This window comes from Bradyrhizobium vignae (assembly GCF_004114425.1).
Classification (GTDB): Bacteria; Pseudomonadota; Alphaproteobacteria; order Rhizobiales; family Xanthobacteraceae; genus Bradyrhizobium; species Bradyrhizobium vignae.
In genome coordinates, this window is record NZ_RDQF01000036.1 from 40,260 (window position 1) to 54,281 (window position 14,022).

General features: G+C 64.8%; 11 protein-coding genes. 7 read left to right on the forward strand and 4 right to left on the reverse strand.

Annotation, left to right across the window (positions count from 1 at the left end; translation table 11 throughout):
* Nucleotides 1-3: 3 nt before the first annotated feature.
* The gene (locus EAV90_RS25865) at nt 4-594 is read left to right on the forward strand and encodes a hypothetical protein (RefSeq protein ID WP_407119664.1); all 591 of its coding nucleotides are present in this window, start codon (nt 4-6) and stop codon (nt 592-594) included.
* An 8-nt stretch (nt 595-602) separates the two neighbouring features.
* Here the strand turns inward: EAV90_RS25865 and EAV90_RS25870 are convergent, their stop codons facing one another.
* Nucleotides 603-1,946, reverse strand: a complete 1,344-nt coding sequence (locus EAV90_RS25870; protein ID WP_122402401.1) for an aminotransferase-like domain-containing protein — start codon at nt 1,944-1,946, stop codon at nt 603-605.
* A 186-nt stretch (nt 1,947-2,132) separates the two neighbouring features.
* On the opposite strand from EAV90_RS25870, the gene EAV90_RS25875 reads away from it, so the two are divergent.
* Nucleotides 2,133-2,369, forward strand: a complete 237-nt coding sequence (locus EAV90_RS25875) for a DUF1127 domain-containing protein (RefSeq protein ID WP_122402402.1) — start codon at nt 2,133-2,135, stop codon at nt 2,367-2,369.
* A 391-nt stretch (nt 2,370-2,760) separates the two neighbouring features.
* Here the strand turns inward: EAV90_RS25875 and EAV90_RS25885 are convergent, their stop codons facing one another.
* The 3 genes from EAV90_RS25885 to EAV90_RS25895 form a co-directional block, all read right to left on the reverse strand.
* Nucleotides 2,761-3,765: an IS110 family RNA-guided transposase gene (locus tag EAV90_RS25885; protein WP_244607951.1), complete on the reverse strand. Its 1,005-nt coding sequence runs from the start codon at nt 3,763-3,765 to the stop codon at nt 2,761-2,763.
* Between the two features lie 621 nt (nt 3,766-4,386).
* On the reverse strand, nt 4,387-4,812 hold the full coding sequence (locus EAV90_RS25890) for a universal stress protein (protein WP_122402404.1): 426 nt from the start codon (nt 4,810-4,812) through the stop codon (nt 4,387-4,389).
* Between the two features lie 55 nt (nt 4,813-4,867).
* A complete protein-coding gene (locus EAV90_RS25895) occupies nt 4,868-5,404 on the reverse strand; it encodes a SixA phosphatase family protein (protein WP_122402405.1) in 537 nt (178 codons plus the stop codon).
* 224 nt (nt 5,405-5,628) lie between these two features.
* Between EAV90_RS25895 and EAV90_RS25900 the strand changes: the two genes are divergently transcribed.
* The 5 genes from EAV90_RS25900 (at nt 5,629) to EAV90_RS25920 (ending at nt 14,004) form a co-directional block, all read left to right on the forward strand.
* Nucleotides 5,629-7,104 (forward strand): NAD(P)/FAD-dependent oxidoreductase, encoded by a 1,476-nt coding sequence (locus EAV90_RS25900; RefSeq protein ID WP_122402406.1) that lies wholly within the window; start codon nt 5,629-5,631, stop codon nt 7,102-7,104.
* Nucleotides 7,105-7,186: 82 nt separating this feature from the next.
* Nucleotides 7,187-7,699: a peptide-methionine (R)-S-oxide reductase MsrB gene (msrB, locus tag EAV90_RS25905; RefSeq protein ID WP_129145038.1), complete on the forward strand. Its 513-nt coding sequence runs from the start codon at nt 7,187-7,189 to the stop codon at nt 7,697-7,699.
* A 228-nt stretch (nt 7,700-7,927) separates the two neighbouring features.
* Nucleotides 7,928-10,180, forward strand: a complete 2,253-nt coding sequence (locus EAV90_RS25910) for a flagellar hook-basal body complex protein (RefSeq protein WP_129145039.1) — start codon at nt 7,928-7,930, stop codon at nt 10,178-10,180.
* A gap of 35 nt (nt 10,181-10,215) precedes the next feature.
* A complete protein-coding gene (flgK, locus tag EAV90_RS25915) occupies nt 10,216-12,099 on the forward strand; it encodes a flagellar hook-associated protein FlgK (protein WP_122402409.1) in 1,884 nt (627 codons plus the stop codon).
* Nucleotides 12,100-12,120: 21 nt separating this feature from the next.
* The gene (locus tag EAV90_RS25920) at nt 12,121-14,004 is read left to right on the forward strand and encodes a flagellar protein (RefSeq protein WP_129145040.1); all 1,884 of its coding nucleotides are present in this window, start codon (nt 12,121-12,123) and stop codon (nt 14,002-14,004) included.
* Nucleotides 14,005-14,022 lie beyond the last annotated feature (18 nt).

The window sequence follows — 14,022 nt, forward strand, 5'->3', positions numbered from 1 at the left end:
ATCATGATCGATATGCAGCGAGCTGAAGCTGGTTCGGCCACGAGCTACGCCTACAAGGCCTCGCTGATCGGCTCGGCGCATCGATTCGAGCTGACGGAGCAGGGGCTGTCCTGGCACGTCGCCGGACGCTCCGGCCTGTGGCGCTACGACGAGATCTCGGCGATCCGGCTGTCGTTCCGGCCGGTCTCGATGCAGCAGCACCGCTTTCGCGCCGATATCAGCCGCGACGGCGGCGGCCGCGTCGCGATCCTGTCGACGAGCTGGCAGACCGCGGCCCTGATGGCGCCGCAGGACAATGGCTTTCGCGATTTTCTCATCGAGCTCCATGCGCGGATGGCGAAAGCGGGCAGCCGCGCGGAATTGACCGCAGGCCTCGGTCGCACGACCTATGCGGCGGTGCTGGCGTTCCTGTCGGTGCTGACGCTGGCCATGACGGGGCTGCTGATCAGCGCCCTGATGATCGGCGAGTTCGCGGGCGCGCTGTTCATTGTCGGCTTTGCCGCGCTGTTCGCCTGGCAGATCGGTGGCTTCGTCCGGCGCAACCAGCCGCGGAGCTACAGTTTCGATCAATTGCCCCGGTCCTTGCTGCCGTAGACCGATCGCTACTCCGTCGAATCAAAATCCTCTTCCTTGGTGCCGAGCAGCGAGACGATGGTGCGCAGGCCGGAATCGAGCTGCTCGGGTGAGGGCGGAGCAAGCGCAAGCCGTACGGCGTTCGGTGCATGTCCATGCGCGATCGCGAAGGTCGAGGACGGCGTCAGCGCGATGCCGCGCCTTGCGGCTGCGGCGACGAAGGTCTGCGAGCGCCAGTGCGGCGGCAGCGTCAGCCAGAGATGATAGGACCGCGGATCGGCGGCGAGCTGGTAGCCGGCGAGCAGCCTCGCCGCGGTCTGCTGGCGCCGCGCCGCATCGATGCGTTTCAGACGCGTCAGCTCGGCGACGGTGCCGTCGGCCATCAGCCGTTGCCCGGCCGCCAGCGCATGGCCGGAGGCGATCCAGCCACCGGTGCGGACCGCGCTCATCACACCTTCGCGCAAGTGAGGCGGTGCGACGAGAATGCCGAGCGCAAGGCCCGGCGCGACCTTCTTGGACAGGCTGTCGATCACGATGCAGCGGTCGGGCCCGAGTGCGGCCAGCGGTGTGTCGTCGGCGAGGAAGCCGTAGACGGCGTCCTCGATGATGGTGAGATCGAGCTTCTCGGCGACGCGCATGATGTCGGCGCGCCGCGTCGCGTTCATGGTGACGCCGAGCGGATTCTGGATGATGGGCTGGAGATACAGCGCCGACAGGTGCGCCTCGCGATGCGCCTTCTGGATGGCATCGGGACGCGCGCCGAATTCGTCCATCGGAATCGGGACGAGCGTCACACCGAGCCGCGCGGCGATGCTCTTGACGTAAGGATAGGTCAGCGCTTCGACACCGCAGCGGCCACCGGTCGGAACGAGCGCCGCAAGCGCGGCCGCGAGCGATTGCTTGCCGTTGGCGGTGAAGAAGATCTGCTCGGCCTGAGGCGCAAAATCCTTGCGCGCGAGATAGGCGGCGGCAGCGACGCGCGCGCTCTTGGTGCCGGTGCTGGTCGAAACGCGCAGCGCGGATTCGAGCGCGTCGATGCGCTCGAGCCCCGCGAGGCTCTTGGCGATCATCGCCCATTGCTGCGGCAACAGCGGATAATTGACCTCGAGATTGATGCGCGCATCGGCCGGCTCGCTCGTGGTTTCGACCTCACGCCTGACGTCGCCGGAGATGAACGTGCCGCGCCCGACCTCGCCGACCACTAGCCCGCGGCGGAGCAATTCGGTGTAAACCCGGCTCGCGGTCGAGACCGCGATCCCGCGGTCATAGGCAAAATTGCGCTGGGGCGGCAGCCGATCGCCGGGTCTTAACGTGCCGTTAGTGATATCGGCCGCAATGGCATCGGCAAGCTTCACGTACTCGAACTTGGACATTATTGCACCGAGAGCAATGTTTTACTTGCTCCGAGGAGTGTACTAAAGCATTTAAGTTCCATCAAGTTCCGCGATTGAGCCGAGGGGAGCGAGAGCAATCCGACGGCAAATGAGGTGCAGGCGCTGACAGCGTCCGCGCCAACGGCACCTGCTTCGCCGCGCGGGACAACAGGCCGGAGAAGAAAAATGACCACGATCTCGCAAACTGCCGGGCGGAGTTTACGCCCATCCTCAATGAGCGGATTTTTCACTGCGCTCACCCATAGCGTCTCTGCGTTGTTCAACCGTCTCGAGCGCCGCTCTGCCGTCAAGACGCTGAACGAGCTCGACGACCGCGCCCTGCGCGACATCGGCATCACGCGCAGCCAGATCGAGGATGCTGTTTACGGGCAGTTCAAGACCGAGCTGTCGCGGTATTTGTGAGTCGGCTCAATCACTGCTGTCTCGGAGTACTGGATCGCCCGGTTAAACCGGGCGATGGCAGCGAGCGTGTCGCCGCAGACATGCATATGCATCCTCGCGGCTCATCTCGCCCGAGCTTTGCCTTGATGCCTTCGGCGATCGGCCGGCCTCAAGGCTGGCGCTGGCGCGCCCCCGCCTGCGGCGGCTGACGGCCTTGCCCCCGTCCGCTCACCGGTCTGTTGGCTTTGCATGCGCTCGGTGGAGTACCGAGCGCGACGAGATGCGCTCGTTCAGTTCAGCGCGTAGCGGCTGGGATCCCACTTCTGCCGTCGTGCGATCATCGTGTTGAGGATGACGATCAGCTTGCGCATGCAGGCGATGATGGCAACCTTCGGTTCTTTTCCCTTGGCAATCAGGCGCCGATAGAGGCCTTCAGAACGGGGTTATTCAGCGTGGCTGCGCCGACACAGGGCATGTAGATGGCATTGCGGACCCAGCGGCGGCCTCCTTTGATGTGGCGCTCGCCGCGTCGCTTTCCGCTGTCATCGTCATAGGGAGCAACGCCGATCAAGGCCGCGGCGATCTGGTTGCTCACCTCGCCAAGCTCCGGCATGCCTGCGACGAGGTTTGCGGCGCTCGTCTCGGCAAAACCCGGCACGCTCTCGATGATCTCGACGCGCTCGGCAAAATCCGGCGTGGACTTGATTTGGGCGCGGATGGCAGCCTCGAGCTTGGCAATCTCGCTGGCCAGGCTCTTCAAGATGCGGGCATGCGTTTTCTGAGCCAATCCCGGCGCAGCATGTTCGGTTTGGCCAACCAGGCGTATCCTGGAATCGATCAGATCCAGGCGCGCCTTCACCAACGCCTGCAACTCCTCACGTGCCGCATCGTAGGTCTGGCTCGGTGCATCGTTGAACGTCTCGGCGAACCAGGCGATCATCTCCGCATCGATCGTATCGTTCTTGGCCAGCCGTCCGGCCGACAGCGCAAAACTGCGGACCCGCTTGGGATCGACGATCCGAACCTCAATGCCGGCCTCGCGCAGCACCTTGGCCCAGACGCGCTCATAGCCGCCACTCGCTTCCATCACCGCCTTGCCCACTTGGTGCTTGCGAAGCCAAGCGACCAGCTTGCGGTGGCCCTGGGTGGCGCTTGGGAAGACTTGCCTCGCTCCCAACGAACGAATGCACACATCCACCTTGTCCTTGGCAACGTCGATACCCATGACAACAACATCATTTTGTGCCATCATCCACTCCCTTCCTTGCTCGGTTCGGGCTAGAAGCCCCTGCAACTGTTCGGGTTGAGGAAGACACCGGAGCTGTCCCTCGCTCTCGCACAGGCTCTGGTCGCCTTTGGGCGCAACGGGCTCAGTTCCAGCAACGGGCGGTTCTGATCCAACCGCCCGTTTGCACATTCTGACAGATTTCCGGGACACAAGGGCGCAGGGAAGACCGCATAGGCGTTAAGGTAGCGCGAGCATCGATTGATACGGACGTATTCGAGGAGGCTCGCGCAGGTGCCGCCCAAGCGCTCGCTTTCTGCGGCGAAAGCAACGGATGGTTGGTTGTGGAATGACGCGTTGACCCACCGCTCGCGCGTTTTGCCCGTCAGGCAACACAAGGCCTCGTAGCAGATTGAAGCGAAGCGACATCCGGAATTCGCGGCACGAGCTGTCCCCACAGCGCATCGCCGATTGCGAGCGGGGCCTCGTAGGTCCATTTCCGCCAGAACTGCTTCACGACATTGCTCCGAGATGAGGGGCTGATTGCTACTGCGCGCGTTGACCCACCGCTCGCGAAAGCATCGGATTGCACTCTCCGCTCCATCCGGGCTGTGCAACGATCTGGGGCCTGGCTTGGATCAGACGCACACGAGTGCCAAATCCGGGGCGAGCCAGCGTGCGGAGTCTATTTCCGTTGCGTAAGCACGCTGCAGTCTCGGCAGGCCACTTCCGGATCTGGGGAATGAGCGGACATCTGGAGCACTCGAACCAAGCGCCTGAGTTATGACGGCGCGCCCTGGCGCCCGCCGACGCTCAGTGCCGCACCACCAGCACCGAGCATTTGGCGTAACGCACGACGTGTCCGGCATTCGAGCCGAGGAAGTAGGTGCGCATCGCCGGCCGGTGCGAGGTCATGACGATCAGGTCGGCCTTCATGTGTGCGGCTTCCTCCAGGATTTCGTGATAGATGCCGCCCTGGCGCACTACGCTGGAGATGCGGGAAGGCTCGATGCCGGATTCGCGTGCGACGATGGCGAGGGCTTCTTCCGAGGTCTGGCGCTGCTGCTCGTCGAAATCGGCCGGCACGTATTCGGCCAGCATCACCGGCGTCATCGGCAATACGTTGAGCAGGCGCACCGTGCTGCTCCAGGTCTGCGACAATGTCGCTGCGGTCGCGATCGCCGGCTTGGCGAGATCGGTATCGGCGAGGTCGATGGGCACGAGGATGGACTTGAACATCTGCGCCTCCCTATGAACCAAGCTGACCAACCGGTCGAGACGGCGCCCGCGCGTCTCAGGCCGATCGGAGCAGCTTGGGGCTGACGAACAGCACCAGCTTGCCGCGGCGGTAGGCCACGTCCTCCCAATCCTTGACGTCAAAGTCGAAGATCGCAAGCCCCGCGGTGGGTAGGTTGTTGGCGAGCGCCTCGGCGCCATCAGGATCGCCGCCTCCGATCAGCATCAGGGCGATCTCGTGCATGCCGGGATTGTGCCCGATCAGCAGCAATCGCTTCGGATCGGCCGGGGCGGTTGCAATGCGAATGGAGTCCAGGATCTGCGCGGGATCGGCGCCATAAAGTTCCGGCAAGATTTCGACCTGCGGCGCCGGGACGCGGTCCTTCATCGCCTCCCAGGCGATGTCCCAGGTCTGCCTGGCCCGCACGGCGTGCGAGACCAGCACGGTATCGGGGAAGGGTGGATGGCAGGCGATCCAGTCGCCCATCTGCGCGGCATCCCTGTGGCCGCGGTCGTCGAGCCGGCGGTCCTGGTCTCGGCCGCTCGGTGCGTCGGTCTCGGTCTTGGCGTGACGCAGCAGCATCAAACGGCGCATGGCATTCTCGAATCGTTACACGTCCAGGATAATCTACAGGCGCCTGTTGCGGACAAGGTGACAAGCGCCCGCACAGTCCTTTAAAGCGCGATGAGATCAGGGCAAACCCTCATCGCGCTTTAATTTTTCGTTTTGAGCTTGATCTCGCCGCAAACCCGATTTCCGGGTTTGCCGCCATAGAAAACCGCTGCACACTTTTCCGGATCATGCTCTAAGAAAACTGCATGAGCGAGACTTTCACAAGCGTGTCCCAGGAAGAAGCCGGCTTTCGCGACCGCGTGCGGCTGTCGTTCGATCTCGATGCCGACATTTGTGTGATCGGGGCGGGGCTTGCCGGGCTTTCCATCGCGCTGGAAGCCGCCCGGCTCGGAGCCAGTGTCGCAGTGCTCGAGGGCCGGCATGTCGGCTGGAACGCCTCCGGCAACCAGCTCGGCACCGTGATGCCGGGCTTTGCCCTGCCGCTCGCGGACCTGATCGAGCGCATCGGTTTCGAAGACGCCCGCGAATTGTGGGCGCTGTCGAAGGAGGGGGCCGAATTCGTCCGCGCCAATGCCACCGAGGAGAACATGCCGGGGATCGCCCCCAGCGACGGCGTGCTGGAGGTCTCCAACGTCGATGCGGGCGACCGCCTGATCAGCCGGTTGCAGATGCTGCACGAGGATTTCGATACCGAGGTCGAGGGCTGGCAGGTCGATCGGGTCCGCGAGACGCTGAAGACCGATCGCTACTTCCACGGCGTGTACTACCCCAGAGCGTTCCAGGTCGACGGCCGGAAATATGTGCACGGCCTTGCGGCGCTGGCGCGGCGGGCCGGCGCCCTCATCTTCGAGGAGACGCCGGTGGTCAGCATCGATCATTCCGGCATCCGCAAGCGCATCGTCACGCCCTCGGCGCGGCTGCGCGCGACCCACATCGTGCTCGCCGGCAACATCCATCTCGGCGCGCCCTTGAAGCGCCTGTCGGAAACGCTGCTGCCGGTCTGGCGCTATGCCGGCATCACTGCGCCGCTCGGCGAGCGCCTGCATGAGATGATCGCGTTCAAGGGATCCGTGATGGACTCGGACGGCGTCGACCACTTCCGGATCGTCGATGGCGACCGGCTGATGTGGGAAAGCCCGGAGACCACCTGGGCGGCGCGTCCGCAGCGCTTCGCCGGCGCTGTCAGGCGGCGGATCCGCACGATTTTTCCCGAGCTCGGCAATGTCGAGATCACCGAGATGTTCGGCGGCGCCACCGGCCAGACCGTGCACGGCATGCCGCAGATCGGTCAGCTGCGCAAAGGCCTGTGGGTGGCGAGCGGGTTCGGCCGCCAGGGCATGAACACCTCCGCCATGGCCGGGCAGATGATCGCGCGCAGCATTTTATGGGGCGATGACCGCTGGAAGCTGTTCTCACCGTTCGAACTGGTCTGGGCCGGCGGCACCACAGGGCGCGTCGCCGGCCAGCTGGTCGGGATCTGGGGCAGGGCGGGGTCCGCCGCCGCGGGCTTGCTCGCCCGCTATCGCGAGCGTGCCAGTATCAAGGACAGGGAACGCGAGGCGCGCCTCGCTGAAGCCAACCGGGCCGCCGGCACCGGACCGCGCCGTCCCCCGCCCGGCGTTCGGCCGCAGCCGGTCCCACCGCCGAAACCTGCGGCTCAAGACGCAGAGCAGGGCACGGAACCGGTCTCGCACGAAGTCGGCGTCTCGCAACAAGCCTGAGAAAAATCCCACCCGGACGTGTAACGTCGGTCGTCGGAAGCCCGTATCTCAGGGCGTGGACTCCTCCCGCACGGAGAATGAGATGTTTGACCGCCGCATCCTGCTAACGACTGTCGCCGGCCTGTTTGGTCTTTCGGCCTTCCGCTGGCTGAGGGCATCCCCCGCCGAGGCTGGCGAGAAGGCCGCGGAAAAGTTCGAGATCGTGAAGACGGAAGCCGAATGGCGCGCCCAGCTCACGCCGCAGCAATATGAGATCCTGCGCAATCACGGCACCGAGCGGCCCGGCTCCAGCCCGCTCTTGAAGGAGCACCGCAAGGGCATCTTCGCCTGCGCCGGCTGCGACCTGCCGCTGTTTTCGTCCGAGACCAAGTTCGAGAGCGGCACGGGCTGGCCGAGCTTCTATGCGCCGATCGAGGGCAATGTCGGCAAGACCGAGGACCGCACCTACGGCATGGTGCGCACCGAGGTGCATTGCCGGCGCTGCGGCGGCCATCTCGGCCATGTCTTCGACGACGGTCCGAAGCCGACGGGCTTGCGCTACTGCATCGACGGTTTCGGGCTGGTCTTCCACCCGGCTGCGGCGTCGGCGACGTAGGTTCGCCGGAGTCATTCCGGATTCGATGCTTCGCATCGCTCCGGAACGACAATTTCTCCCGGCAATTGTTGCCGGTCCCGGCAAATGTGCCCCGGTCGTCAGGCCGGGGCTTTTTCATTAAGTCATTGATTTCCTGAAAATACCCGCATTGGCATAGCCCTTGCGACTGTCTCTTCCGACTGCGGCCATGGTCGACCGGCCGCCGAGACCGGATTTGGAGACAAAGTTATGGGTATCTTCGATGCAATGAACACCTCGGTGGGTGGCCTGCAGGCGCAGTCCTACGCGCTGCAGAACATTTCCGGCAACATCGCGAACTCATCCACCACCGGTTACAAGGGCATCGGCACCAGCTTCGTCGATCTCATTCCGGACGCCGCGGTGCCGAGCAAGCAGGTCGCGGGCGGCGTGACGGCCAACGCCAAGGCGACCATCACCACGCAAGGCACGATCTCCTCGTCCACCGTCGCCACCAACATGGCGATCACCGGCGACGGCTTCTTCTCGATCCAGAAAGCGACCAGCATCGTCGACAACCAGCCGGTGTTCAACGGCGTCACCTACTACACCCGGCGCGGCGACTTCCAGCTCAATGCCAACGGCAACCTGGTCAACGGCGCCGGCTATTACTTGATGGGCGTCACGGTGGACCCGAAGACCGGCAATCCGACCGGCAGCGTGGCGAACGTCCTGCAATTCCAGAACAACTTCATTCCGGCGCAGGCGACCACCTCGATCCAGTACGCGGCGAACCTGCCGACCCAGCCGAACACCGTGGCGAAAACGACCGCGTCGAGCGGCACGCTGCTGGCGGCCGGCGGACTGAACCCTTCCGATTTCGCGGCCAACCCGCTGCCGGTCGGCACGCCGCCGGCGCCCTATGCCAACGCAACGGTGTCAGGCGCGGCTGCAACCGGCAACGTCCGCTCGGCTTACTCTTCGACGACGGGCACGGGCACGGTTGCACTCCAGAACAATTCGTCGGCGGTGGCCTCGACAACCACCTCGCTTGACAATACCGCCGGCACCCATCTTGCCTCCAGCATTCTGACCGCATTGAGCGGTCAGACGCTCACCATCAACGGCAACACCATCACGTTCAACGGCGGCACCACGGTGACGACCGTCGGCAACAACACTACGATCGGTCTCGGCGCAGGCACCACGGCCACGGTGGCCAACATCCTGAACGCGATCCAGACTGCCGGCGGCGCCGGCGTCACCGCTTCGCTCTCGGTTAGTGGCAATATCCAGATCTCGACCGGCACCGGCACCGACGTGGCGATCGGCAGCGGCACGGCGGCCACGGCTCTCGGCATCAGCAGCGTGACGCGCGGCGGCAATGTGCTGTCCTCGCCCGCGATTTCGGGCGCGACGGTGCTGAGTGGCACTGCGACAGCCGGCGGCGCCCAGGTGCTCACATCCGGCTTCTCCGCCGGCGATACCATCATCGTCAATGGTCAGACGCTGACCTTCATGAGCTCGGGCGCTTCGGGCCCGAACCAGATCAACGTCACCGACAACATCACGACCCTGCTCGGTAAGATCGACGCGCTCTCCGGCGCCTCGGGGTCGTCGGTCAGCAGCGGCGGCGTGATCACGCTCAACACCGGCACCGTCTCGAACCTGACGGTGTCCAGCTCCAACAGCGCTGCCTTCTCGGCGCTCGGCTTCACCTCGACGATCACCAAGAATCGCGACGGTGGCGGCACGGCCGGCACCGGCGGCGTGATCGGCAACGACATCGCCACCTTCACCAAGGAATCGATCAGCGGCGGCGCGGTGACGGCCTACAATGCCGCGGGCACGCCGGTGAACCTGCAATTGCGCTGGGCCAAGACCGACAGCGCCTCGCTGGGCGCGGGTCATTCCGATAGCTGGAACCTGTTCTACCAGACCGACCCGAACGCGACCGGCACGACCGTCGGCTGGGTCAACACCGGTCAGACCTTCACCTTCGCGGCCGACGGCTCGCTGACCTCGCCGAGCGGCTCGGGCATCACCATCAACAATGTCACCGTCAGCGGCCAGTCGCTCGGCTCGGTCGCCTTCAACATCTCCTCGGGCGGGCTGACGCAATACGCCAGCACCAGCGGCGCGGTGACCATCAATACCATCACCCAGAACGGCTACGCCGCCGGTCAGCTCCGCTCGGTCGCCGTCAACAACAACGGCCTTGTGGTCGGCACCTTCTCCAACGGCCAGAACCTCGATCTCGCGCAGGTGCAGCTATCGCACTTCAACGGCACCAACTACCTGAAGGCCCTCGACGGCGGCGCTTACGCTGCGACCGAACAGTCGGGACCTGCCATCGACGGCGCCTCGGGCACCATCAGCGGCTCGTCGCTGGAAGGCTCCAACACCGATATCGCCGACGAGTTCACCAAGCTGATCGTGACCCAGCAGGCCTATTCGGCCAACACCAAGGTGATCACGACCGCGAATTCGATGGTGCAGGACCTCTTGAACGTGTTGCGCTGATCGGCGCGTGACGTAACCAAAGGCGGGTCAGTGATATGGGTTTGAGTTCAGCCCTTGCCAGTGCGATGAGCGGCCTGCGTGCCAACCAGGCCGCGCTCTCGATCGTCTCCTCGAACGTCGCGAACTCGCAGACGCCGGGTTATGTCGTCCAGACCCCGAACCAGATCGAGGTCACCACCGGCGATTTCGGCTCGACGGCGATGACGACCGGCGTCAGCCGCGAGCTCGACAGCTATGTGCTGAACCAGCTGCGGACCGAAACCGGCGGCAGCGGTTACGCCGACCAGATGGCCAACATCCTGAAGCAGCTTCAGAATGTCTACGGCACACCCGGCAACGACGGCACGCTCGAAAGCGCGCTGAACAAATTCACCACGGCGCTCCAGGCGTTGTCGACCAGCTCGGGCGCTTCGTCAGCGCAGACCGTCGCGCTCGGCGCGGCGCAGGCGCTGGCGCAGCAGCTCAACGTCACGACCAAGGGCATCCAGTCGCTGCGCTCCAATGTCGAGCAGGATCTTTCCACTTCGGCGCAGGCTGCCAACGCGGCGATGAAGCAGATCGCCGACATCAACACCAAGCTCCAGGGCCTGTCGGCCAACGACCCCTCGGCCGCGACGCTGATGGATCAACGTGACCAGGCCATCAACGCCTTGTCGAAATATGTCGACGTCCGCGTCACCACCGATAACTCGAACCAGGCCAACATCTACACCACGACCGGCATTCAGCTGGTCGGCGCCGGGCTCGCCTCGGAATTCTCCTTCGCCTCCGCGGGCGCATTGTCGGCGACCTCGCTCTACAACATCGATCCGGCCAAGTCCGGCGTCGGCGCGTTCAACATCAAGCTGCCGAACGGCTCGCAGGTCGACGTCGTCGCCAACAACGTGGTGTCCTCCGGCCAGATCGCCGCCGACCTGAAGCTGCGCGACCAGACGCTGGTGCAGGCGCAGAACCAGGTCGACCAGCTCGCCGCGACGATGGCGAGCGCGCTGTCCGACAAGACCGCGGCCGGCAGCACGGTCTCGGGTCCGCCGGCTGGATTCGATCTCGATCTTGCCGGCGCGCAGCCGGGCAATACGGTCAACATCACCTACACCGACACCGCGACCAACACCCAGCGCCGGATCACGCTCGTCAACGTGACCGACCCGGCCGCGCTGCCGCTCCAGAACGCGACGAACGCCAACCCGATGCGGATCGGCGTCAACTTCTCCGGCGGCATGGGAGCGATCGCCGCTGCGCTCAACACCGCCTTGTCAGGCGCGCATCTGTCGTTCTCCGCCGCGCCATCGCCGGCGACCGCCACGACGCTGCGGGTGACCGACGACAACACCGGCCTTGCCAAGGTCAATTCGGCCTCGACCACCAAGACGATCTCGTCGCTGACCTCGGGCAATCCGCAGCTGCCGCTGTTCACCGATGGCGGCCAGGCGCTCTACACCGGCGCGATCACGGCATCGGGTTCGCAGATGACAGGCCTTGCCGGGCGCATCGCCGTGAACACCCAGCTGGTTTCCGATCCGACCCGGCTGTCGGTCTATAACACCTCGCCGGTGACGCCCGCGGGCGACACCACGCGTTCGGACTATCTCTATTCGCAGCTCACCAGTGCGGTGTTCTCTTATTCGCCGCAGAGCGGCCTCGGCTCGGCGAGCCAGCCTTTCACCGGCAGCGTCTCGAACTTCCTCCAGCAGTTCCTGAGCGTCCAGGCCAATGCCGCGACCCAGGCGACGCAGCTCCAGCAGGGCCAGAGCGTCGTGGTCTCGACGCTCCAGGCCAAGTTCGACTCGACCTCCAAAGTCAATCTGGACTCGGAGATGTCGAACCTGATCCAGCTTCAGAATGCCTATGCCGCCAACGCCCACGTCATGTCGGTGGTGCAGAGCATGATGAACACGTTGCTCCAGGCTCAAATGTAACAAGTAACAGGGCTCTGAAAGATGTCGATCAGCAGCATCAACTACTCCTCGTCGGTTCTCGGCGCGCAGATCCGCAACATCAATCAGCAGCTCACCGACCTGTCGACGCAGCTTTCGACGGGCAAGCTGTCGCAGAACTATTCCGGCATGGGCACCAACGAGGGCTTTGCGATCGCCGGGCGCACGCAGCTCTCCAACATCGCCGCCTATACCGATACGATTACCAACGTCAACGTCAGCATAAACCTCGCCAATACAGCGCTGCAGTCCTTGACGACGATCCGCACCAACACGCAGACCGGCTCGGCGAGCACGGCGCAGGACCTCAACGTCAACGGCCAGACGGTCGCGCAGAACACGGCCGCGGCACAGTTCGGCTCGATGGTCGGCGTGCTGAACACGCAGTCCGGCAACCGCTATTTGTTCTCGGGAACGGCGGTCAGCACGCAGCCGGTCGCCGATGCCGGCGACATCATCAACGGCACCACGACGCAGGCCGGCTTCAAGACCGTGATGGCGGAGCGCCAGGCCGCCGACTTAGGGGCGAACGGCATGGGCCGGCTGGTGCAGACGCAACCGACGCCGAGCTCGGTGCAGGTGTCCGAGGACGTCGCGGGCTCGCCGTTCGGGCTCAAGATCAAGGCGGTGTCCTCGACGCTGACGGGCGCGACCGTGACAGGCCCGAGCGGCTCGCCGGTATCGTTCTCGGTCGATCTCAACGGCGTCAATCCGAACAACGGCGACAAGCTGAGTGTCCAGTTCACGCTGCCGGACGGCACCACCGAGCAGATCGATCTGACCGCGTCCTCGGCGACGCCAACGCCGGTCGGCAGCTTCGCGATCGATGCGAGCACCCCCGTCAATCCGAACAACACCGCGGCGAACCTCAACACCGCGCTGAACACCGCGATCCAGAAGCTCGCCAACACCTCGCTTGTGGCTGCGTCGGCCATGACCGCCGGCGACAATTTCTTCAACACCGCCAGCTCCGCGATCGGCACGCCTAAGACCAACCAGGCGGTCCCATCGGCACCGATCAGCGGTGCAACGGCGCTGTCCGGTACGAGCCCCTCGGACTCGATCTCGCCGGGCTTCGTCGCCGGCGACACCATCAACGTCAACGGCACCACGCTGACCTTCGTGGCCTCGGGCGCGACCGGCAACCAGCTCAACGTCACCGACAGCATCCAGACCCTGCTCGGCAGGATCGACCAGATCACCGGGACGTCGAAGCCCTCGACGGTCCATGGCGGCTCGATCACGATCAACACCGACGATGCGGCGAGTCTCAACATCACGACGTCGAACACCGGCGCGCTGAGTGCGCTCGGTTTCAGCTCGACGCCCGTCACCGCCACGCAGCCGCCATTGCGCGTCGGCTCCTCGCCTGCGAGCTCGGCGACCACGCTGGTGAACGGCTCGGCGAACACCGTGAAATGGTACCTCGGCAATGACGGGCCCGGCTCGCCGCGCTCGACAGCGATGGCGCGGGTCGACGATGCCGTCACGGTGCAGTATGGCGCCCAGGCGAACGAGGATGCGATCCGCCGGCAATTGCAGGCGATCGCGGTGTTCGGGACGTTTTCGACGACGCCTGGTGGGCAGTATTCCGGCGGGCAGGTCTCGGCGTTGAGCCTGCGGGTGACGCAGGCGCTGACCCAGCAGCCCGGCCAGCAGCGCATCGAGGACATCCAGACCGACATCGCGATGGCCCAGAACACGATGAAGGACGCGACCACGCGCCAGACCCAGGCCAAGGCGCAGCTGCAGACCATCATCGACCAGGCGGAATCGGCTTCGCCCGACCAGGTGGCGAGCGAGATCCTGGCGCTTCAGAACGCGCTGCAGGCGTCCTACCAGGTGACCTCGAACCTCGCGCAGCTCTCGCTCGTCAAGTTCCTGTAAGGGGACACGTTAAGACGT

Bases quoted from the DNA above. Each gene is read 5' to 3' on its own strand.
- EAV90_RS25865 (WP_407119664.1), top strand. From the start codon at position 4: ATGATCGATATGCAGCGAGCTGAAGCTGGTTCGGCCACGAGCTACGCC.
- EAV90_RS25870 (WP_122402401.1), bottom strand. From the start codon at position 1,946: ATGTCCAAGTTCGAGTACGTGAAGCTTGCCGATGCCATTGCGGCCGAT.
- EAV90_RS25875 (WP_122402402.1), top strand. From the start codon at position 2,133: ATGACCACGATCTCGCAAACTGCCGGGCGGAGTTTACGCCCATCCTCA.
- EAV90_RS25885 (WP_244607951.1), bottom strand. From the start codon at position 3,765: ATGTGCAAACGGGCGGTTGGATCAGAACCGCCCGTTGCTGGAACTGAG.
- EAV90_RS25890 (WP_122402404.1), bottom strand. From the start codon at position 4,812: ATGTTCAAGTCCATCCTCGTGCCCATCGACCTCGCCGATACCGATCTC.
- EAV90_RS25895 (WP_122402405.1), bottom strand. From the start codon at position 5,404: ATGCGCCGTTTGATGCTGCTGCGTCACGCCAAGACCGAGACCGACGCA.
- EAV90_RS25900 (WP_122402406.1), top strand. From the start codon at position 5,629: ATGAGCGAGACTTTCACAAGCGTGTCCCAGGAAGAAGCCGGCTTTCGC.
- msrB (WP_129145038.1), top strand. From the start codon at position 7,187: ATGTTTGACCGCCGCATCCTGCTAACGACTGTCGCCGGCCTGTTTGGT.
- EAV90_RS25910 (WP_129145039.1), top strand. From the start codon at position 7,928: ATGGGTATCTTCGATGCAATGAACACCTCGGTGGGTGGCCTGCAGGCG.
- flgK (WP_122402409.1), top strand. From the start codon at position 10,216: ATGGGTTTGAGTTCAGCCCTTGCCAGTGCGATGAGCGGCCTGCGTGCC.
- EAV90_RS25920 (WP_129145040.1), top strand. From the start codon at position 12,121: ATGTCGATCAGCAGCATCAACTACTCCTCGTCGGTTCTCGGCGCGCAG.